The sequence below is a fragment of the Solwaraspora sp. WMMB335 genome (assembly GCF_049179075.1).
GTDB lineage: Bacteria > Actinomycetota > Actinomycetes > Mycobacteriales > Micromonosporaceae > Micromonospora_E.
Window position 1 is genome coordinate 3,182,252 of sequence record NZ_JBMHMF010000001.1, and the last position, 21,075, is coordinate 3,203,326.

The 21,075-nt window shown below is 71.2% G+C and carries 16 protein-coding genes and 1 pseudogene; 7 read left to right on the forward strand and 10 right to left on the reverse strand.

Annotation, left to right across the window (positions count from 1 at the left end; translation table 11 throughout):
* Positions 1 to 46: 46 nt before the first annotated feature.
* From ACN27F_RS13620 to ACN27F_RS13630, 3 genes are all read right to left on the reverse strand, one after another.
* A complete protein-coding gene (locus ACN27F_RS13620) occupies positions 47 to 1,738 on the reverse strand; it encodes an ATP-binding protein (protein ID WP_421433759.1) in 1,692 nt (563 codons plus the stop codon).
* Entirely contained in the window at positions 1,738 to 2,475 is a 738-nt protein-coding gene (locus ACN27F_RS13625) for a response regulator transcription factor (RefSeq protein WP_421433760.1), read from the reverse strand. The genes ACN27F_RS13620 and ACN27F_RS13625 overlap by 1 nt, the downstream gene beginning before the upstream one ends.
* 101 nt (positions 2,476 to 2,576) lie before the next feature.
* Complete coding sequence (locus tag ACN27F_RS13630; RefSeq protein ID WP_421433761.1) at positions 2,577 to 3,422, reverse strand: serine hydrolase; 846 nt, start codon at positions 3,420 to 3,422, stop codon at positions 2,577 to 2,579.
* A 146-nt stretch (positions 3,423 to 3,568) separates the two neighbouring features.
* Here ACN27F_RS13630 and ACN27F_RS13635 point away from each other — a divergent pair, with 146 nt between their 5' ends.
* From ACN27F_RS13635 to ACN27F_RS13660, 6 genes are all read left to right on the forward strand, one after another.
* Positions 3,569 to 6,586: a glycine--tRNA ligase gene (locus ACN27F_RS13635; RefSeq protein WP_421440181.1), complete on the forward strand. Its 3,018-nt coding sequence runs from the start codon at positions 3,569 to 3,571 to the stop codon at positions 6,584 to 6,586.
* 230 nt (positions 6,587 to 6,816) lie between these two features.
* On the forward strand, positions 6,817 to 7,464 hold the full coding sequence (locus ACN27F_RS13640; RefSeq protein WP_421440183.1) for a CDP-alcohol phosphatidyltransferase family protein: 648 nt from the start codon (positions 6,817 to 6,819) through the stop codon (positions 7,462 to 7,464).
* Positions 7,461 to 8,021 carry a hypothetical protein gene (locus ACN27F_RS13645; RefSeq protein WP_421433762.1) on the forward strand — a complete coding sequence of 187 codons (561 nt, stop codon included), beginning with the start codon at positions 7,461 to 7,463 and terminating at the stop codon, positions 8,019 to 8,021. The genes ACN27F_RS13640 and ACN27F_RS13645 overlap by 4 nt, the downstream gene beginning before the upstream one ends.
* A 273-nt stretch (positions 8,022 to 8,294) precedes the next feature.
* Positions 8,295 to 14,114 (forward strand): ThuA domain-containing protein, encoded by a 5,820-nt coding sequence (locus tag ACN27F_RS13650; protein WP_421433763.1) that lies wholly within the window; start codon positions 8,295 to 8,297, stop codon positions 14,112 to 14,114.
* Positions 14,115 to 14,260: 146 nt separating this feature from the next.
* On the forward strand, positions 14,261 to 14,806 hold the full coding sequence (locus tag ACN27F_RS13655; protein ID WP_421433764.1) for a hypothetical protein: 546 nt from the start codon (positions 14,261 to 14,263) through the stop codon (positions 14,804 to 14,806).
* Between the two features lie 94 nt (positions 14,807 to 14,900).
* Positions 14,901 to 15,344, forward strand: coding sequence for a DUF2809 domain-containing protein (locus tag ACN27F_RS13660; RefSeq protein ID WP_421433765.1), 444 nt, complete (start codon positions 14,901 to 14,903; stop codon positions 15,342 to 15,344).
* A gap of 92 nt (positions 15,345 to 15,436) precedes the next feature.
* Here the strand turns inward: ACN27F_RS13660 and ACN27F_RS13665 are convergent, their stop codons facing one another.
* From ACN27F_RS13665 to ACN27F_RS13695, 7 genes and pseudogenes are all read right to left on the reverse strand, one after another.
* On the reverse strand, positions 15,437 to 16,036 hold the full coding sequence (locus ACN27F_RS13665) for a hypothetical protein (protein WP_421440616.1): 600 nt from the start codon (positions 16,034 to 16,036) through the stop codon (positions 15,437 to 15,439).
* A gap of 211 nt (positions 16,037 to 16,247) precedes the next feature.
* Positions 16,248 to 16,379, reverse strand: a pseudogene (locus tag ACN27F_RS13670) (helix-turn-helix domain-containing protein); the annotation flags it as partial.
* Positions 16,376 to 16,528 (reverse strand): hypothetical protein, encoded by a 153-nt coding sequence (locus ACN27F_RS13675; RefSeq protein WP_421433767.1) that lies wholly within the window; start codon positions 16,526 to 16,528, stop codon positions 16,376 to 16,378. The gene ACN27F_RS13675 and the pseudogene ACN27F_RS13670, both read right to left, overlap by 4 nt.
* A gap of 119 nt (positions 16,529 to 16,647) precedes the next feature.
* Positions 16,648 to 16,821 (reverse strand): hypothetical protein, encoded by a 174-nt coding sequence (locus tag ACN27F_RS13680; protein WP_421433769.1) that lies wholly within the window; start codon positions 16,819 to 16,821, stop codon positions 16,648 to 16,650.
* Positions 16,822 to 17,097: 276 nt separating this feature from the next.
* A complete protein-coding gene (locus tag ACN27F_RS13685) occupies positions 17,098 to 18,219 on the reverse strand; it encodes a helix-turn-helix domain-containing protein (RefSeq protein WP_421433770.1) in 1,122 nt (373 codons plus the stop codon).
* 694 nt (positions 18,220 to 18,913) lie between these two features.
* Positions 18,914 to 19,192: an LLM class flavin-dependent oxidoreductase gene (locus ACN27F_RS13690; protein WP_421433771.1), complete on the reverse strand. Its 279-nt coding sequence runs from the start codon at positions 19,190 to 19,192 to the stop codon at positions 18,914 to 18,916.
* A gap of 56 nt (positions 19,193 to 19,248) precedes the next feature.
* Positions 19,249 to 20,268 (reverse strand): aldo/keto reductase, encoded by a 1,020-nt coding sequence (locus ACN27F_RS13695; protein WP_421433772.1) that lies wholly within the window; start codon positions 20,266 to 20,268, stop codon positions 19,249 to 19,251.
* 123 nt (positions 20,269 to 20,391) lie between these two features.
* On the opposite strand from ACN27F_RS13695, the gene ACN27F_RS13700 reads away from it, so the two are divergent.
* On the forward strand, positions 20,392 to 21,015 hold the full coding sequence (locus ACN27F_RS13700) for a TetR/AcrR family transcriptional regulator (protein WP_421433773.1): 624 nt from the start codon (positions 20,392 to 20,394) through the stop codon (positions 21,013 to 21,015).
* Positions 21,016 to 21,075 lie beyond the last annotated feature (60 nt).

The window sequence follows — 21,075 nt, forward strand, 5'->3', positions numbered from 1 at the left end:
TCGGACCCCGGCGGACACATCGGACCACCGGATTGAGCCGACCCGGTTACAGCATGCTGGCCACTGCGGACTGGCACAACATCGGATCGGGTAGCAGCACCCGGAAGATGGCGCCGCCACCGTCGCGGTCGAGCAGTTCGACCCGGCCTCCGTGGCCGTCCACGATCGCCGCGACGATCGCCAGGCCGAGCCCGGAACCACCACCGTGCGCCCGGTTGCGGCTCGCGTCCACCCGGTACAGACGCTCGAAGATCCGGGCCGCGTGCGCCGCCGGCACGCCCGGTCCGGTATCGGCCACCTCGAAGACCGCCAGCGGTACGCCGATCGGCAGCTCCCGGCCGACCGCCGCGAGCAGCCGTCCCGGCGTGAACGACGGCCCCGGCGTGAGTGTCGGCGCAGCCACGAGTGACGGCTCAGCCGTGATCGACCGCTCAGCCGGGAATGGCCGCTCAGGGGCGACGGCGCAGGCGGGCAGACGCGCCACCCGTACGGTGATGTCGGCGCCGACCGAGGTATGCGCCAGGGCGTTGGCGACCAGATTGGCTGCCACCTGCCGCAGCCCCGGCTCGTCACCCGGCACGCAGACCGGTTCCAGGTCCGGTGCACGACCGTCGGGCGCGACGAGCTCGGCGTCGTACGCCGTACCGGCCGGCACCATCCGTACCGGACGGTCGGGGTGACGGGCGTACGCGTCGCGAATGGTGTCCGCCGCGACGGCCAGCAGGTCGACCTGGCGTGGCACCGGCCGGCGACGCTGGTCCAGCCGGGCCAGCAGCAACATGTCCTCGACCAGCAGGCCCATCCGGGCCGCCTCGGCCTCGATCCGGCGCATCGCCTCGTCGAGCTCGGTGCCGGGCCGGGCACCGCCCCGACGATACAGCTCGGCGAACCCGCGGATCGAGGTGAGCGGGGTCCGCAGCTCGTGCGACGCGTCCGCGACGAACTGCCGCAGCCGCTGCTCGGAGGCGGTCCGCGCGGCCACCTCCGACTCGATGCGGTCGAGCATCGAGTTGAGGGCGCCGCCCAGCCGGCCGACCTCGGTGTGCGGATCGACGTCTGCCACCCGGTGCGAGAGATTACCGGCGGTGATGCTGGTCGAGATCCGCGCCATCCTGGTCAGCGGGCGCAGCCCGAGTCGTACGGTGGCCGCAGCCACCAACCCGAGCAGCACCAGGACCAGCAGTACCACCGCGATGTCGATCATCAGCAGGGTGTCCGCGGTGGCGTCCACCTGCCGCAGCGAGACGCCGTGCACCGCCACCCCGCCGCCGGTGAGCGGCACCGCCAGCATCCGCCACGACCCGTCACCGTCGACCGCCGGCACGGTGTACGGCCGGCCGGCGTCCGCCCGCTCGACCAGCACGGCGTAGTCCTCGACGGACGGCAGCGAGGTGTCCGGATCCGAGGAGACCTCGTCGGTCTGCGTCCCCTGGGCGTCGTAGAGCCGGACGAGTTGTGCGGGCTGCAGGGCGGCGCCGGCGAACAGTCGTGGTCGCCGACCGTCCGATTCGATCGACGGCGGAGCTGGACCGGCGTACGGTCGGCTCATCAGCCGCAACTGCCCGTCCACCCGGTCGGTGAGGCTCTGCCGCAGCAGCACCAGGCCGGCGAAGTTGGCCAGCACCAACGCCACGGCCGTGAGCAACGCGGTGGCCAGCACCAACCGCGCGCGTAGGGTCCAGTGGGACCAGCGGCGCAATCTCGGCCGCCGCCAACGGTCGCGTGGCCGTGCCGGCATCACTCGTCCGCCGGGGTCCGGGGCAGGCGCAGCGTGTAGCCGACGCCCCGCACGGTATGGATCAAGGCGGGCCCGTCCTGGTCGATCTTCTTGCGCAGGTAGTAGACGTACGACTCGACGATGCGCCCGTCGCCACCGAAGTCGTAGCTCCACACCCGGTCCAGGATCTGCGGTTTGCTGACCACCCGGCCGGCGTTGACCATCAGATAGCGCAGCAGCTTGAACTCGGTCGGCGACAGGTCGACCCGCCGGCCCGCCCGGCGGACCTCGTACGCGTCCTCGTCGAGCTCCAGGTCGGCGTAGCGCAGGGTCCGGGTGTCCAGGTCGGTGTCGGCGGCCACGCCGATCCCGCTCCGCCGCAGAATGGCCTTGATCCGCAGCACCACCTCCTCCAGGCTGAACGGCTTGCTGACGTAGTCGTCGGCGCCGACGGTCAGCCCGGCGATCCGGTCCTGCACCGCGTCGCGGGCGGTCAGGAACAGCACGGGTACGTTGCGCCGGCCGCCCCGGCGCATCGCCCGAGCCACCTCGAACCCGTCGATGTCCGGCATCATCACGTCCAGCACCACCAGGTCCGGATCGAACTCCTCGACCGCGACCAGAGCGGCTCGGCCACCGTCGACGACACGTACCTCGAACTCGATCAGGCGCAGCGTCGCGGCGAGCAGAGCGCAGATGTTCGGCTCGTCGTCGACGACCAGGACGCGGGGTCGCCCGGCGACGGTGGGTACAGTCATGCCGGCATGGATACCGGCCGGACCTCGAAGAAGCCTGAGCCCGACCTGTACGGTTCCCGCAAGCACCGCAGCGGTCCTGGTAGATCGCCGGCGGATCGCCGTCAGCTGTGGCCGACCGTGCCGAAGCCGACCGTGTCGAACATGACCCGGCCGAGCACGGCGTGCGCCCGCACCGCGGGGTGGGTGGCGCCGTAGTCGTCCAGCTGGCCGAGTCCGTCGGCGAAGAACGCGTACACCAGGGCGGGCGCGCCCGCCGTGTCGAACACGACGCCCGCCTCGTGCCGGGCCGCGCCACGCTCGTCGTAGTCGGCACCGTGCTTGGTGGCCACCCGGCCGCGCTCGATGGACGACATCTCGCGGCGCACGCCGTCGTGGTAGCCGTCGACCCAGCGCAGGATGGTGAGCAGGAAGCGGCAGGACGCGTCACTGAGCAGGGTCCGCTCGGCCAGCCGGGTGAGCAGGTCGTGCGTCTCGCGCGGGGTGGTGGTGCCGAGGTGGAACCGGTTCGGGTCGGCCACCGGCTCCACCCGGGTGTGGACGAAGCCCTTCGCCGCCAGGATGTCGTTGATCTCCAGTGCCGGCGCGACCCGGCCGCACATCCGTACCGCGGTGTTGTCCGAGACCAGCAGCATCGCGGTGAGGACGTTGGCGATGGTGATCTCGTCACCCCAGACACCCTGCAGGTGATAGATGCCGCTGCCGCCGACGATGACGCCCGCGTGCAGGTCGAGCCGCCGGTCCAGGCTCAGCAGACCCCGGTCGACCTTGTCCAGCACGGCCGTGGCGACCGCGAGTTTCTGGACGCTGTAGCCGTGGATCACCCGGTCGGCGTCGTCGGCCAGCACCGGTTCCCGGCCGCCGGTGGCACCGGCCCGGGTCACGTACGAGTGCCAGGTGCCGCCGGCGATCGCCGTCTGCTCGGCATAACTGCGTCGAATCCGCTGCACGCTCCGGATGGTGCCATCACCCGGGACGCCGGCGGTGCCGGCGCGGTCAATAGAATGGCCTCGGTAATCCGCACACCCGCCGGCCGGTGCACGCCTGACACGGCACCGGCCGCCGCCGATTCTTGGGAGCGAAACTCGTGCTGACGATGCAGGACGCGCTGGCCCGCCTCGCGGCGTACTGGGCCGAGCAGGGTTGCCTGACGGTCCAGCCGATGAACACCGAGGTCGGCGCCGGTACGCTCAACCCCGCGACGTTCCTGCGGGTGCTCGGCCCCGAGCCGTGGCGGGTGGCCTACGTCGAGCCCTCGGTGCGCCCCGACGACTCCCGCTACGGCGAGAACCCGAACCGCGTCCAGACCCACACCCAGTTCCAGGTCATCCTCAAGCCGGAGCCGGGTGACGCCCAGGAGCTCTACCTCGGCAGCCTGGCCGCACTGGGCATCGACGTCGCCGCGCACGACGTCCGCTTCGTCGAGGACAACTGGGCCTCCCCCGCGCTCGGTGCCTGGGGGCTGGGCTGGGAGGTGTGGCTCGACGGGCTGGAGATCACCCAGTTCACCTACTTCCAGCAGGCGGGCGGCATCAACCTCGACGTACCGTCGGTGGAGATCACGTACGGCATCGAGCGGATCATGATGGCGCTGCAGAAGGTGCGCCACTTCAAGGAGATCGCGTACGCGCCAGGTGTGTCGTACGGCGAAATCTTCGGCCCCGGCGAGTACGAGATGTCGCGTTACTACCTCGACGACGCCGATGTGGCCACCAACCGGCAACTGCTCGACCTGTACGCCGCCGAGGCGCAACGCATGATCGACGCCGGCCTGCCGGTGCCCGCGCACAGCTACGTGCTCAAGTGCTCGCAGGCGTTCAACGTGCTGGACGCCCGGGGCGCGGTCTCCACCGCCGAGCGGGCCACCGAGTTCGCCCGGATGCGCCGGCTCGCCGGCGAGGTCGCCCAGCTCTGGGTGCGTCGCCGCGACGAGCTCGGCCACCCGCTCGGCGTGGTGGCGCCGGCCCCGCCGGCTCGGGCACAAGCCGCCGACCCCGCGACGGGCGACCGCCCGGCGGCCGGTGCCGCAGCCGGCTCAGCGGTCGGCACCGGTACGCCCCGGCAGCTGGTCTTCGAGATCGGCACCGAGGAGATGCCCCCGTCGGAGGTGCGCTCCGCCCGCGCGCAGGTGGCCAAGCTGGTCGCCGACCGGCTCGCCGGCACCCGGCTGGCGCACGGCCACGTCCGGGTGCTGGCCACCCCGCGCCGGCTGGTCGCGGTGGTCGACGAGGTCGCCGCCGGCGAGCCCGACCACACCCGGACGGTACGCGGCCCGAAGGTCAGCGCCGGGTTCCGCCCGGACGGCAGCCCCACCCCGGCGGCCAGCGGCTTCGCCCGCGCCCAGGGCATCGAGGTGACCGACCTGGCCCGGGTGGAGATCGGCGGCGTACCCCATCTGGCGGTGCTGCGTGACGAGCCCGGCCGCCCGGCGACGGAGGTCCTCACCGAGGTACTGGCCGGGGTGGTCACCGGGCTACGCTCGGCCAAGAACATGCGGTGGCGGGATCCGCAGCTGACGTTCACCCGGCCGATCCGCTGGCTGCTCGCCCTCTGGGGCGACACGGTCGTCCCGGTCGAGGTCGCCACGCTGGCCGCCGGGCGGATCACCCGGGTGCACCGCACCGCCGCCGAGCCGGATGTCACGGTCGCCGAAGCGGAGAGCTATCTGGCCACCGTCCGGGCCGCCGGGATCGTCGTCGACCCCGACGAGCGTCGCGGGACCGTCACGACCGCAGCCGCCCGGCTGGCCGCCGACGTCAACGGCACGGTGGACCTGGCCGCCGAGGCCGGACTGCTCACCCAGATCGTCGACCTGGTCGAGCAACCGACGCCGCTGCTCGGCCGGTTCGAGGAGCGCTACCTGGAGCTGCCCGAGGCGGTACTGGCCACGGTGATGCGCAAGCACCAGCGCTACCTGCCGGTGCGCGACGCACAGGGTGCCCTGCTGCCGTACTTCGTGGCGGTCGCCAACGGCGCCATCGATGCCGACCTGGTCCGGACCGGCAACGAGGCGGTGCTGCGGGCCCGGTACGAGGACGCGGCCTTCTTCTACCGGGCCGACCGGGCCACCCCGCTCGCGCAGCTGCGGGACCGGCTGGACCGGCTCACCTTCACCGACAAGCTGGGCTCGATGGCCGACCGGGCCGGGCGTATCGCCGGGCTCGCCGGCGAGCTGGCCGGCACGGTCAACCTGTCCGCCGCCGACCGGCAGACCCTGGACCGCGCCGCGCAGCTGGTCAAGTTCGACCTCGGTTCGCAGATGGTCACCGAGATGACCAGTCTCGCCGGGCTGATGGCCCGCGACTACGCCGAGCACGCCGGCGAGCCGGCCGCCGTCGCCCAGGCGGTCTTCGAGGCCGAGCTGCCCCGCAGCACCGGTGACCAGCTGCCGCAGACCCCGCCCGGGGCGCTGCTGTCGCTGGCCGACCGGCTGGACCTGGTGGTCGGGCTGGCCGCCACGGTCGGACTGCCGACCGGCAGCAGCGACCCGTTCGCCATCCGGCGGGCGGTACTCGGGCTGCTCGCGGTGCACCGCAGCCAACCCACGCTGGCGGGCATCTCGCTCACCGACGGACTCGCCGCGGCGGCCCGACGTCAGCCGGTTGCGGTCGACGCGGCGGTGCTGGCCGAGGCCGGCGAGTTCCTCACCCGCCGGGTGGAGCAGTTGCTCACCGAGGAGGGCCAACCGGTCGACCGGGTCCGGGCGGTGCTGCCGCACGCCGACCGACCGCAACTGGTGGACCGGTTGCTGGCCCAGCTCGACCGGCTGCTCGGCGACGAGCAGTTCCGGGCGCTGGCCGAGGCCGTGGCACGGGCCCGCCGGATCGTGCCGGACGACGTGCCGGCCGAGTACGATCCGGCGCTGCTCACCGACCCGGCCGAGGTACGGCTGCACGAGGTGGTCAAGCAGGTCCAGGCCGACCTGGACCACAGCGCCGACCTGGACCGCTTCACCGATGTCGCGGGCCGGCTCACCGCACCGGTGAACGTGTTCTTCGACGAGGTCTTCGTGATGGCGGAGGATCCGCAGCTGCGCCGGGCGCGGCTGGGGCTGCTCGCTTCGGTCGCGGCACTCGCCGCGGAATTGCTCGACTGGCCACAACTACGGATGTGACACCCCAGATTCCGACACAGTAGACAATTGCGCCACTCGATCCGGTACGAATTCCGCTGAACTGACCATTCCCATTGCCGTGCTAGCATCTGCCCGTTCTCACCCACCGGCGGTTGTGGCAAGGAAGGGTAGGATTCCTCATTTCAGCACGGGGAGATGGCGGCACACGCGCGGAGAACGCTGCGGCTGACGCGTCGCCGGTGGCTGACGCGCCGTCACCGCACGGCCGGGTGGACGGCACACCGCACGGCTGGGTGGACGGCACCGAGGGCGGCATCGCCAACGTACCGAATCTGATCACCACGATCCGGACCGTCGTCGCCGTCTGTCTCGGCGTACCGGCCATCGTCACCGGCAGTGCCGCGCTGACCGGCGCCGCGATCGCCTGCTACTGGATCGGCGACATGCTCGACGGCCTGGTCGCCCGGCGGATGCGCCAGGAGACCCGGTTCGGCGCGGTGTACGACATCGTCTGTGACCGGGTGTGCTCGGTGGTCGCCGCCGCCGCCCTGGTCCCGCTGCTGCCGTCGATGGCGCTGCCGCTGGGCATCTTCGTCGTCCAGTTCGTGCTGGTGGATCTGCTGCTCAGCCTCGCGTTTCTGCGTTGGCCGGTGCTCAGCCCCAATTACTTCTACCTGATCCACAAGCAGGTCTTCCGGTTCAACTGGTCGCCGTTGGCCAAGGCGGTGAACACCGGCGGCCTGGTGATCCTGGTGGTGATCGCTCCGTCGCCGATCTATCCGGTGGTGTTCGCGTTGGCGGTGACCACGGTGAAGATCGCCTCGCTGGTCGCCGTCGCCCGGATCCCGCCCGCCCGGATCCCGCCCGCCGGCGCACCGGGTGCCGAGGTTTCCGGCGTGCGAGCCGCTACGTCGTGATCGCGGCGATCGTCGCCACCTTCGCGATGGGTGCGCTGTCGGCGGTGCTGCCGGTGACGCCCATCGAGCCGTACCTGGTCGCGCTGACCGCGACGTCGACGTACGATCCGGTGGCACTCGGCGTCGCCGCGGCGGCCGGGCAGACGATTCCCAAGCTGGGCATGTTCCTCGCGGCGCGCGGCGTGATCCGCTCGCCCCGGGTCAACAAGTGGCTGGCCAAGCGGACCGCGACCCGGAAAGGGGACGGGCGGGAGACCCCGGGGCGGGTACTCCGGCTGGCGCACCGGGCCGCGGACCGACTGCCGGAGCGGGCCCGCAGCAGGCTCGCCGGCTGGTCGAAGTGGCTGGCCAGGGAACACCGCCGGCTGTACGAACCGGCCTTCGTCGCGCCCACGTTGTTCGTCAGCGCGGTGGTCGGCGTACCGCCGTTGCTGGTGACCAGCGTGGTGGCCGGCGGCACCCGGATGCCCGGTGTGGTCTTCACCGTCGTGTGCTTCGTCGGCCGGTCGATCCGCTTCGTCGCGCTGGCCAAGGTGCCCGGCCTGTTCCTGGACTGAGCCTGCCGGCAACGCTCAGGTTCCACCGGTTTATGAAACCGTTACATGTCGAACCCTTGCCGGAAACAACCCTGGCAGTCCCTAATTTGTACAACGGCTTAACAAAACCGGCGAGCGGGTAGTGGCAGCGCGCTCGTCGGCTGGACCGGGCGGCCATCGGCGGGTTGGCCCGGGAATCGACGTTCGACAGGACGAGGAGACCAGGTGTCCCGAACCCGCCGACGCCACGTTCCGCGTGGCCCGTTCACTGCTGCCCTTCTTTCGTTAACCCTTTTGTCCACTGTCATGCTCGCCGCGCCGGCCGCGCAGGCGGCTCCCGGCACCCCGGGCAACCCGGTCGACCAGCCGCAACCGGGTGCCGGGGCCGCTGTCGAGGTGGCCGACGCCGAGGCCGAGGGAGCTCAGGCCGCGGCCGATGAGCCGTACTCGGTGCTGGTCTTCTCCAAGACCGCCGGCTTCCGGCACGGCTCCATCCCGGCCGGCATCGCGGCCATCGAGCAACTCGGCGCCGACAACGGCTTCACCGTCGACGCCACCGAGGACGGTGCCGCCTTCACCGACGAGAACCTGGCCAACTACCGGGCGGTGATCTGGCTCTCCACCACCGGCGACGTCCTCGACGCCGACCAGCAGGCCGCGTTCGAGCGCTACATCCAGGCCGGCGGCGGGTACGCCGGCATCCACGCCGCCTCCGACACCGAGTACAGCTGGGCCTGGTACGGCGACCTGGTCGGCGCCTACTTCGCCAGCCACCCGGCCAGCCAGCAGGCCACCGTCACAGTGGAGGACCACGCGCATCCGGCCACCGGCGGCCTGCCGACGCAGTGGTCCCGCTACGACGAGTGGTACAACTTCCAGTCCAATCCGCGCGGCGGCGTACACGTGCTGGCCAGCCTGGACGAGGACAGCTACACCGCGGGTGCCGGGGCGATGGGCCACGACCACCCGATCGCCTGGTGCCACGACTTCGACGGCGGCCGGTCCTGGTACACCGGCGGCGGCCACACCGACGAGTCGTTCGCCGAGCCGGAGTTCCTGGCGCACCTGCTCGGCGGCATCCAGACGGCCGCCGGCGTGATCGACGCCGACTGCCGGGCCTCGCTGACCGAGAGCTTCGAGAAGGTCACCCTGGACAGCAACACCAGCAACCCGATGGAGCTGGACGTCGCGGCGGACGGCCGGGTGTTCTACATCGAACGCGACGGCCGGGTGCAGATCGTCAAGCCGGACACCGGCAACACGGTCACCGCGATCGACCTGGACGTGTTCACCGGCAACGAGGACGGCCTGATCGGCATCCGGCTCGACCCGGACTTCGTCGACAACGGCTGGGTGTACCTCTACTACGCCCGCAACGACGGCGTGGCCCGCAACCTGCTGTCGAGATTCACCGTCGCCGGTGACACCATCGACCCGGCCAGCGAGCGGGTCGTGCTGCAGGTCGACACACAGCGCAACACCTGCTGCCACGCCGGCGGCAGTATGACCTTCGACAGCGCCGGCAACCTCTACCTGGCGACCGGGGACAACACCAACCCGTTCGAGTCCGACGCGTTCACTCCGATCGACGAGCGCCCCGGCCGGCAGGACTACGACGCGCAGCGCAGCTCCGGCAACACCAACGACCTGCGCGGCAAGGTGATCCGCGTCCACCCGGAGGACGACGGGACCTACACCGTCCCGCCGGGCAACCTGTTCCCGCCGGGCACCGCGCAGACCCGCCCGGAGATCTACGCGATGGGTTTCCGCAACCCGTTCCGGATCGGCGTCGACCCCGCCACCGACGTGCTGTACGTGGCCGACTACGGCCCGGACGCCGGCGCGGCCAACCCCAACCGGGGCCCGGAGGGCACCGTGGAGTGGAACATCGTCGACACCCCCGGCAACTACGGCTGGCCGTACTGCACCGGGGCGAACTACGCGTACAACGACTACCAGTTCCCGTCCGGACCGAGCGGAGCGCCGTTCGACTGCTCCGCACCGGTCAACGACTCCCCCAACAACACCGGCCTGACCCAGCTGCCGCCGGCGATCCCGGCGACGGTGGACTACGACTACGGCGGCAACCCGCTGTTTCCCGAGATCGGCGGTGGCGGCGCCCCGATGGGCGGGCCGGTCTACCGATACGACGCAGACCTTGCCTCCGACCGTCAGTGGCCGGCCTACTACGACGGCAAGGCGCTGTTCGGCGAGTGGAACCAGTCCAAGATGTACACGATGCAGGTCAGCGCGGACGGCACCGAGCTGGTCGACATCAACGAACTGCTCGCCGGGATGAGCCTGATCCGGCCGATGGACTTCGAGTTCGGCCCCGACGGCGCCATGTACCTGATCGAGTGGGGTACCGGGTTCGGCGGCAACAACGACGACTCCGGGGTCTACCGGATCGACTACATCGCCGGCAGCCGGGCACCGATCGCGCAGGCCAGTGCCACCCCGACCGCCGGGCAGGCACCGCTTGACGTGCAGTTTTCCAGCGCGGGCTCACGCGATCCGGACGGCGGCACACTGACCTACGCCTGGACGTTCGGCGACGGCGGGACCTCCGACGAGGCCGACCCGACCCACACGTACACCGAGCCGGGCAACTACACCGCCCAGCTCACCGTCACCAACCCCAACGACCGGACGGCGGTGGCCAACGTACCGGTGACGGTCGGCAACACCGCCCCGACGGTGACCATCGAGTTCCCGCCGTCCGGCGGCTTCTTCGACTGGGGTGACCAGGTCGAGTACACGATCACCGTGACCGACCCGGAGGACGGCGACATCGACTGCGACCGGGTGGAGCTGCAGGTGCTGCTCGGCCACGACGAGCACGCCCACCCCCTCGAACAGCACACCGGCTGCTCCGGCACGGTGCAGACCCAGCTCGCCGCCGGGCACGGCGCCGAGGCGAACGTCTTCGGCGTGTTCGAGGCCACCTACACCGACGACGGCGGAGTCGGCGGCGCGGCGGCGCTGACCGGCCGGGCGATCGAACTGCTGCAGCCCAAGCGCAAGCAGGCCGAATACTTCAGCTCGACCGGCCGGGTGGCCGGTGCCACCGGCGGCGGCGACCCCGGCGTGCAGGTGGAGGCCACCAGCGACCCGGCCGGCGGCGGCGACAACATCGGCTTCATCGAGGACGGCGACTGGTGGTCGGTCGACCCGGCGAACCTGACCAACATCGACTCGATCCGGTTCCGGGTCGCGTCGGCGACGGCCGGTGGCCGGATCGAGGTACGCGCCGACGCGGTCGACGGTGCGCTGGTCGCCTCGGTCGACGTACCGGGCACCGGTGACTGGCAGTCGTGGACCGACGTCACCACGTCGGTCGGCGGCGGTGCCGACGCCACGACGCTGTACTTCGTCTCCCGGGACCCGGGCGGTGGCAGCGGGTCGCTGTTCAACGTCAACTGGATGGACTTCCTCGGCCGCGGTGTCACCGAGAACGCGCCGCCACAGGTCAGCGTCACCGCGACGCCGGTCACCGGCACCGCGCCGCTCACCGTGGCGTTCGACGGCACGGCCGCCGACGCCGAGGGCGACACCCCGTTGACGTACGCCTGGGACTTCGGCGACGGCGGCACGGCAGGCACCCTGGACGCCAGCCACACGTACACCGCACCGGGCACCTTCGTCGCCACCCTGGTGGTGACCGACGCCCGGGGCGCACGCGCGTCGGCGTACGTGTCGGTACGGGTCGACGCGCCGAACACGTCCTGCTTCGGGGCCCGCTCGGACGACTTCCTCGGTGACACCCTGGACCGGGACCGTTGGCCGACGGTGGTCCGGGAGAACCAGCTGTACTCGGTGGTCGACGGGGCGCTGCGGCTGCCCACCGGCGTGGGCGACCTGTACGGCGACCGCAACGACGCCACCAACCTGGTCCTGCAGCCGACGCCGGACGGTGCCTGGCAGGCCATCACCAAGGTCACCTTGCCGACCAGCGCCAACTACCAGCAGGCCGGCCTGCTGGTCTACGGCGACGACGACAACTACGCCAAACTGGACGTGCTCTACTCCGGCAGCCGCCGGGTGGAGTTCATCCGGGAAACCGCCGGCACCCCGCGCAACGAGGGCGCCGACGCCACCGACGCACCCGCCGGTGACACCATCTACCTGCGGCTGACCAGCGACGGGACGAACCTGACCGCGGCGTACTCGGCCGACGGGCAGACCTTCACCCCGGTCGGCCGCCAGGCCGCCCTGGCCGGCATCACCGACCCGCAGGTCGGCGTGTTCGCGCTCAACGGCGGGACCGAAGCACCGGTGGTGGACGCGGTCTTCGACTGGTTCCAGTTCACGCCGGACACCCCGGCCGGACCGGTCGAGCCGTCCGACGAGTTCGACGGCGGCACGCTGGACGCCTGCCGCTGGGACGCCGTCGTCCGCGAGGACGCGGCCGCGTACCGGGTCGTCGACGGATCGCTGCACATCGACGTACCGAACGGTGACATCTACGGTACGGACAACTCCGGGCCGACGAACTTCATCCTGCAGACCGCGCCGGACGGCGACTGGACCCTGCAGACGAAGGTCGACGGCAGCCTGCTGGACGAGCAGTACCAGCAGGCCGGGCTGCTCGTGTACGCCGATGACGACAACTACCTGAAGTTCGACTTCATCGCCGACAACACGGTCGGCCAGCCGGTCAGCCGGCGCATCGAGTACCGCAGCGAGATCGACGCGGCGGTGCAGAACCCGCAGCCGCAGGTCACCGAGCTGACCTCGGCCGTGTGGCAGCTGCGGCTGACCCGCGTCGGTGACACCTACACCGCCGCGTACTCGGCCGACGGCACCGACGACTGGACCGAGTTCGAGCCGCTGACCAACGCGGCCGTCGGGGCCAACCCGAAGGTCGGGCTGTTCACCCTCGGCGCCAACCAGACGGCGTCGAAGACCGCCTCGTTCGACTACTTCCGGTTGACCACCGAGGTGTCGGAGGAGGACACCACCGCGCCGGTGACCGCCACGGCGGTCTCCGGAACCGGTGAGCCGGTCGAGGGCTGGTACCCCGGGCCGGTCACGGTCACCCTGACCGCCGCCGACGAAGACGGTGGCAGCGGGGTCGCCGGCACCGAGTACTCCCTCGACGACGAGACCGGGTGGACGGCGTACGCCGAGCCGGTGCCGGTGAGCGGCGACGGCAGCCACGAGCTGCGGTTCCGGTCCACCGACGAGGCCGGCAACGTCGAGCAGACCAGGTCGGTCACCATCCAGATCGACGGTACGGCACCGGTCAGCTCGGCGGAGTTCGCCCCGGCGAACGACAACGGCTGGCACGACGGCACCATCCCGGTGGTGCTCTCCGCCACCGACGCCGGCTCCGGGGTCGAGCTGCTGGAGTGGTCGCTCGACGGCGGAAGCTGGACGCCGTACACCGAGCCGGTGCCGGTGGCCGGGGACGGCAGCCACGAGCTGCTCTACCGGGCTACCGACGTCGCCGGCACCGTCGAGGCGCTCAAGTCGGCCGTGGTGAAGATCGACGGCACCAGGCCGACCCTGCTGGTCTCCGGGCTGGCCGACGGCCAGCTCTACGGCGACAGCCAGGACGTACGGGTGTCGTGGCAGGCGGTCGACCCGACCTCCGGCATCGCGACGGTGGTCGGCACGCTGGACGGCCAGCCGTACGGCAACGACACCCTGCAGGTGATGTACGACCTGCCGCTCGGCCTGCACGAGCTGACCGTGACCGCGACCGACCAGGCGGGCAACAGCACCACCTCGACGGTCCGGTTCTTCGTCACCACGTCGTTCCGGGACATGCAGAACCTGATCGACAGGTTCAGGTCGACCGGTCGACTGTCCAACAAGGCCCACCGCAAGCTGTCCAACAAGCTGGGCGCGGTCCGGCTGTCGGAGGCGGAGGGCAACGACAAGCGGGCGATCCAGCAGCTGACCGCGTTCAAGGCACTCGCCGACGACCCGGAGCTGGTCACCGACACCGACGTGCGGGACACGCTGATCCGCGACGCCGACGCCATGATCGAACGGCTCGGCGGCACGGCGAGCGCGGCCGGGGTGGCGGCGAACGGCGGCAAGCCGGTCACCGGTGCCGGCCGGTTGGCCGAGGATCCCACCCGGATCGGTCCGGACGAGCAACTCTGACGGTTCGTGGCCCTGTCCCGTCCCAGGCTGGGGCGGGACAGGGCCCCGGCCGTTGCATGCCCCGTCCGTTCGACAGGGCCGCGACCTGCCGACAGGGCGCGACCCGATGAGGAAGTCGCGACCGTCGACGAGGAAGGAACACTCTGATGGGCCGTGGTATCCGGGCGGTGGCTGCCGTCCTGGTCGGGCTGCTGTCGGCCGTGGTGACGGCCGTGGTGGCGGCCGCTCCGGCGGCGGCGCACGACCGCAATCTCGATCTCACGGTGGCCGGCGACGGTGCCACCGGCGTCACCGTGCAGGCCACCCACACCGACGGGCACCAGCTGGATACGGTGATCCGTCTGGTGCTCACCGCGACCGCGCAGGACGGACGGATCGTCGGGCCGCTGCAACTGGAACCGGCCGGTGAGGGCAAGGGTTTCTACGCCAGCGGCCCGGTGCTGACCCCTGGCGCCTGGCGGGTGACGGTCACCGCGCCGGCGCCGTACGCCGGTACGGCGACCGTTGACGTGCGGGCCGCGCCGGCCCAGTCGCCGCCGGTGGCGGCCGCGCCCCCGGCGGAGTCCGACGGGTCGCCCTCGGTCGGCGCCGGCTGGTGGCGGTGGTGGCCCGCCTGGCTCGGCGTCCTCGTCGGGGCCGGGCTGGCGCTCGCCGTGCCGGTGGCGCGCCGCCGGGGGACCCGACGCGGCTGATACTTGCGGCTGATACTTGCGGCTGACAACACGCGGCTGGACGACGGTACGGGCGGGAAGGTGGCATCCCGCCCGTACGTCTAGGGTCGCCACCGTGGCGGTTCAGGGGTGGCGGGTGCGGCTGGCGGGTCTGGCCGCCGCGGGCGGCTTCCTTGCGACGGCGCTCGGCATCCGGGTGCTGACCCAGGGTGACGGCGTCCTGGACAGTTCCGGCGCGCTGCGGCAGCATTCCGGTACCGCCCTGTACGCGTCCATGGTCTACGCGGGGGTTTTCGTCCTGGCTCCCCGTGCCCGACCGGTGGTGGCCGGGACGCTCGCCGTCGCCTTCTGCTGGCTCGTCGAGTTGCTGCAGCTGACCGGCTTACCTGCGGAGCTGTCCGGACGCAGCCTGGCGGCGCGGCTGGTCCTGGGCGTCCGGTTCGACGCCGCCGACCTGGTCTGGTACCCGGTGGGCGTGCTGCCGCTGGTGCTGATACATGCCGGTGTCGTCCGCTGGCGGTCACATGAGGCCGGGTCCCCGTCGTCGCGCACGATCTGAGTGCCGCCAAGCCGGTCGAACATGGCACGTCCCCGACGGTCGTCGCAGCCGTACGGATCCTCGCGCGAGTTGATGAACCCGATCCCGCCCGGTCAACGGGCCAGGCCGAGCGCCGTCGCCAGCCGGGCCACTCCGGCGACCTGCGGCCCGCGCCGGGCGACCTCACCGATGACGGTACGGGCGGCGGGCCGGCAGCGGATCTCAGCCGGTGCGACGCGGTGCGCCTCGACCAGCCACCGTCCCGCCGCGACCAGGTCACCGAGGTCGAGGTACGCCCGCGCGGCGTCCACCAGGTACGCCGCCCGGTGCTCGACCGGCAGCCGCAGCCAGCCGCCGCGCCGGATGATCGTCGTGTGCCGCCGGACGGCGTCGGCGGCGTCGCCGAGTTCCACGGCCGCCGTCACGCGGGCACACTCGACAGCAGCCGGACCGAAGCTCAGCTGCTGGTGGTCCTGGCCGTCGCCCACCTGCCCGGCGAGGGCGCCGGCCTGCCCGATCAGGTCGGTCACCCCTGCGGTGTCGCCGCAGCCGGCAGCAGCCAGGCCGGCCTCCAGCAGCAGCGTCCCGTACACCGAACGGAGGTCTGCGGACGCGACCGCATCGGCCGCGCCGGCCCTGCCTGCGGCGTCGGCGCCATCGGCCGCGTCGGCCGGTGCGGCGAGCCGGCCGGCGGCGGCGATCGTCGCCATCATCGCCAGCCGGCTCTGGCCCAGGCCACGCAGCGACTGCCCGTGTCGGTGCGCTGTCGACGGCGGTGAAGACGTCGTAGCGGGCCAGCGCCGTCCGGACCGCGTCGACACCGGGTGTCGCGGTGCCGGTCTCCGATCGGCGGTCGCCGCCGAGCAGCTCCGCCGGGTCGACCCGCAGCACGTCGGCGACCGCGCAGATCACCGAGAACCGGTCCAGGGTCCGGACCCCGCGCTCGACCTTCTCCACCCAGCTTTTCGACCGGCCGATCCGGTCGGCGAACACCTGCTGGGTCATCCGTCGCCGGACCCGCCACAGGGCAACCCGACGCCCGATCGCCACGCTCATCGGCGATCGACTCCGACCCACGTCCAGCAGACGAACCGTTCGTACAACTCGGCCGGATCGGCGATGCCGGCTTCCTCTGCGGCGATGGGCAGCAGCTCACCGACGTCGACCGACAGCGCCACCGGCTCTCCGACGTATGCCTCCGCCAACTGGACCCGACCCGGCGGACACGGCCATGGCGTCCCCTCCGGGCACACCGCGCACGACCAGGAGGGACGCACGGGCTCATGCACCGGCTCCCCACCGCCGGCCGCGACCCGCCGCAGGGTCACGGCAGGAAGTGCCGGCCGGCGTTACCGCCGCGCCGCTGGGCGCGGTCCGTCCGGGTCGCCGGCCGCCGATCCGGCGGCGGTGCGCTCCATTGCGCGTACTGCCGCCGACCTGGCACCGGATACACCACATCCACCGGCAGGTCCGCACGCTGAAACCACTTGCCGAGCACGACGGCCCCCTCAACGAGAGTTGGCGGGCGGCGACCCCGAGGTGGCTCTCCACGTCGACCCCGAGGCCGCCGCCCAGCGGGCGGGCCCGACGCGCGAAAAGGGCGATCACGGGGTACGGCGTCGGGCCCAGCTGATGCGAGGCCGCGCAGCCGCCGGAGTCACAGCCCCGATACGGGAGGCGACGGCGCAACCTCTGCAGGCAGCCTGCCTGCCGTGTGCGGTGACGGTCTACAGTGTGGGCGTCTGACCGGCGTCCGCAGACCGGCGGACAGCGGTCAGCAATCGATCTCCCGCTCGACCTGCGCAACTTCCCCGGCGAGGCGCCTCGCCCCAGTCGAGTCGGCGATCTCTCGCGCCTCCGCGATCCACGATGCCGCTATGTCACGATCACCCGCAGAAAAATGAGTCGAAGCCAGCTGGCACACGTACCAGCCGATCCAGTCTGATCGGCGAACCTCATCCGAGAGCTGATCAAGGCCGTCCGTGAGCAGGTCGGCTGCCAGGTCGAACCGGCGCAGGTACTGCTGTGCCAGGCCACGCTGCAGCGAGAAGAAGGTGGGATCGTAGAAGTACAACCAGCCGGGCTCTCGATCTCGCGCGTCGGCAGCCCTAATCGCTAGCTCTTCGGCATGGTCAAGCTGCCGATCGGTACCTTCGGCGTCGCCCAGGATTGCCAGTCCACGCGCCTCCTGCTGGGTCGCGAGCGCGTGCACTCCCGGGCTGGCCGGTTGCCACGCGGCGGCGCGCGAGAGTTCCACCATCGCGGCGGTTTCGCCGCAGACCCACGCCAGGTGTCCGCGCATACTCAGTACGGTGGCCGTGAGGTGCGGATTTCCTGATTCCGTCGCCCACTCCATGGCTCGGACGTACCAAGCGCGACCGGCGGCGTGGTCGCCAGTGGTCGCGGCCAGCCAACCGCCGAACTGAGCCCACTGACCGGCAACGTCAACGAGCCGCAGCCAGTGCTTGTCGTGCCGGGCCCCGTTCACGAGCTGCTCGATGGCTGACAGTTGTGCGAGCACCGGCTTGACCACCGCCGCCGATCCAACGACATCTTCGAGCCGACGCTGATGAGCAAGCACCGCTGTAAGTGAGTCGACTGTGCCCGCATCGATCCGACGCGGCTGGGCGATGGCAGCACGGAGTCTCTGCTGTTCCTCGCCGGACAAACCGGCTGGATCCTCGCGCACCATCGCGATAAGGTGTCCGCCGGCCTGTAGCGCTTCATCAAGCCGAGCGATCAATTCTGACGGTGGCGCCTTGCGGCCTTGCTCAAGGTCATGCAGATGCGACCGACTGGAGTAGGCGCGTTTCGCAAGATCGCGGAGTGACAGTCCAGCCTGCTCCCGGAGAGCCCGTAACGTCGCTGGCAGACGTGGATCGACGATTCGTGACATAACCGTTCACCACCACCCCAGGCAGAGGACGACCGGTGACAGTCGTGTGCGCGCTACGCGCCCGCCACCGCATCAGACAGTACCCCTGGTGTGTCGCTCCGCCCGATCGCGACGCGTCGCTGGCTGCCCGTCCTACGACCCAGACAGTAGTCCGAATGCCCCGTCGCTATCCAGAAGCGCCGACACCCGTGAACTCGGATCCACAGCGGCCCGGCGGAATCCGCGTGGAAACCCGCTCGGTTGCTGACCAACCGCCGACAATCATCGTCGATAATCGATGCGGTTCGCTGTGCATACCGGCGTCACTCCAGGGCACATGCGGTACGCCGTCGAGCTGATCGACCGCGCCGAGGCAGGGGAAGGTGCCAGGTTGACGAGTGGTCCAAGCCCAGATGTCGGCAGCGGGCAGGGCAGAAAACCGGAATCTGTGGCTCGCGGCGGACCGGCTGCAACCGTCGCCCAGTTGGTGGAGGTGCACCGGCTCGCGGTGGCCGGCAGGGAGCCGACGATCGCTCGTGACGTCGGGCGGTGGGTGGCGAGGGTGTGGCTGCGTACGTCCCGGTTCGCCGACGTCGCGGCCCTGTCGACCGCGACCCTGACACTCGGCCCGGACGCCGGCGCCTTGTACGACCTGGGCTGGGCCCGGTCCTCCACCGGGCAACCCCGGCAGGCTCTGACCAGCTACGAGCAGGCCCTACACCTTCACCGCCAAGCCAGCGACCGCGGCGATCTTGGCGAGCACGGCGGGCGGCCGAAAGCGGTTGCTGGTCACCAGCAGGCCGAGGCGCAGCCGCCGGGTCTGCGCGGCGAGCGCGGCGAGCAGGGTCCAGCCCTCGTACGTCGGCCCGCCCGGATCACCGCCGATCGGCTTGAAATGGTCGTACAGCCAGGCGTGCTCGATCGCCGGGATCGTGTCCGCCTCGCGCCAGACCCGCAGCACGTCGTGGTAGTCGACCTGCGACGGCGCGGTCATGATCCCGAAGCTGGGTCGGGGTGTCAGCGACATGAGGTCCCTTCGGACGGTACGGGTCAGCGGCGGCGTAGCGCCGGGTCGAGCAGGGCGGGCGGGGTGTCGTGCTTCTCGTGCGGCGCCAGGTCGACACCGGGGGCGACGATCGCGTCGACGGCGTCGAGCACGTCGGCGGTCAGCACGGTGTCCGCGGCGGCCAGTTGCGACCGCAGGTGCTCCACGGTGCGCGGGCCGATGATCGCGCTGGTCACCCCGGGATGCGCGGTGACGAAGCCGAGCGCGAGTTGGATCATGGTCAGGCCAGCCTGGTCGGCGACGGTGGCCAGGCGCTCGACCGCGTCGAGCTTGGTCCGGTTGGCGGGCACGCTCAGGTCGTACCGCTGAGGCATCTTGCCGGACCGGTTGGTGCTGATCTCGCGGCCGGCGCGGATCGCGCCGGACAGCCAGCCCGAGGCGAGCGGGCTCCAGGCGAGCACGCCCATGCCGTACTCCTGGGTCGCCGGCAGGACGTGGGCTTCGATGCCGCGCTGCAGGATCGAGTACGCGGGCTGCTCGGTGACGTACCGGCTGGTCCTGTTTTCCCGGGCGGCCCACTGTGCCTGCACGATCCGATAGGCAGGGAAGGTCGACGAGCCGAAGTAGCGGATCTTGCCGGCCCGCTGCAGGTCACTCAGCGCCGACAGGGTCTCCTCGTCGCTGGTCGCCGGATCCCAGCGGTGGATCTGGAAGAGGTCGACGTGATCGACGCCCAGCCGGCGCAGGCTGTCGTCCAGCGCGGTGACCAGCCAGCGACGCGAGCTGCCCTGGTGGTTGCGCTCGTCACTCATCGGCATGTTGGCCTTGGTGGCGAGCACGACGTCGTCGCGGCGGCCGGCGATGGCCTTGCCGACCATCTCCTCGGACTGGCCCTGGCTGTACCAGTCGGCGGTGTCGACGAGGTTGATCCCGGCGTCGAGCGCAGCGTCGACGATAGCGGTGGCTTCGTCCTGGCTGGTGTCACCGATCGCGCCGAAGTTCATCGCGCCGAGCGCGAGGGCGCTGACCTGCACGCCGGTGCGGCCGAGGGTGCGGTACTGCATGGCTGTTTCTCCTTGAGCGGGGTCGGCTGGTCTGGCACGCTGACGAAAACCGGATCAACGTTCCGCTAAAACAATACGGAACCGTGTTCCGTTTGCCAACCGGAGTGACGGAGGTAACCGCGCGTGGTCGACACCAGCGCTGGCAGCGACAGCAACGACAGCGGACAAGGGCAGCCGGCCCGGTCGGCTCAGCCACGCAAGCAGCGGGCCGACGCCCGGCGCAACGAGCAGGCACTGCTGGACGCCGCCGCAGCGGCGTTCGTCGCGTCCGGCGTCGATGTGCCCGTACGCGACATCGCCGCCAGGGCCGGCGTCGGCGTCGGCACGATCTACCGCCACTTCCCCACCCGGTCGGACCTGATCGTCGCCGTCTTCCGGCACCAGGTCGAAGCCTGCGCCGCTGCCGGCCAGACCCTGCTGGCCGGCAGCGACACGGCGCACACCGCCCTGGCCCGGTGGATCGACCTGTTCGTCGACTTCCTGGTCACCAAGCACGGCCTGGCCGGGGCGTTGCAGTCCGACGCCGCCGCCTTCCAGACGCTGCACGACTACTTCCTCGGCCGGCTGGTCCCCGTGTGCACCCGACTACTCGACGCCGCTGCCGCCGCCAGCGAGATCCGTCCCGACATCGACGCCTACCAGCTGCTACGCGGCGTCGGCAACCTCTGTGTCGGTGCCGACAGCGATCCCCGCTACGATGCCCGCCGCCTGGTCGGTCTCCTCGTCGCCGGACTGCGCCTCCGTTGACGTGCGCTGGCGACGCCGACCGGTATACTGCGGTTCCGTACGATGAACCGTAGGTAGCGG

Excerpts from the sequence above, each read along its gene's own strand:
- ACN27F_RS13620 (WP_421433759.1), bottom strand. The coding sequence starts at position 1,738 with ATGCCGGCACGGCCACGCGACCGTTGGCGGCGGCCGAGATTGCGCCGC.
- ACN27F_RS13625 (WP_421433760.1), bottom strand. The coding sequence starts at position 2,475 with ATGACTGTACCCACCGTCGCCGGGCGACCCCGCGTCCTGGTCGTCGAC.
- ACN27F_RS13635 (WP_421440181.1), top strand. The coding sequence starts at position 3,569 with ATGCAGGACGCGCTGGCCCGCCTCGCGGCGTACTGGGCCGAGCAGGGT.
- ACN27F_RS13655 (WP_421433764.1), top strand. The coding sequence starts at position 14,261 with ATGGGCCGTGGTATCCGGGCGGTGGCTGCCGTCCTGGTCGGGCTGCTG.
- ACN27F_RS13665 (WP_421440616.1), bottom strand. The coding sequence starts at position 16,036 with ATGATGGCGACGATCGCCGCCGCCGGCCGGCTCGCCGCACCGGCCGAC.
- ACN27F_RS13685 (WP_421433770.1), bottom strand. The coding sequence starts at position 18,219 with ATGTCACGAATCGTCGATCCACGTCTGCCAGCGACGTTACGGGCTCTC.
- ACN27F_RS13690 (WP_421433771.1), bottom strand. The coding sequence starts at position 19,192 with ATGACCGCGCCGTCGCAGGTCGACTACCACGACGTGCTGCGGGTCTGG.
- ACN27F_RS13695 (WP_421433772.1), bottom strand. The coding sequence starts at position 20,268 with ATGCAGTACCGCACCCTCGGCCGCACCGGCGTGCAGGTCAGCGCCCTC.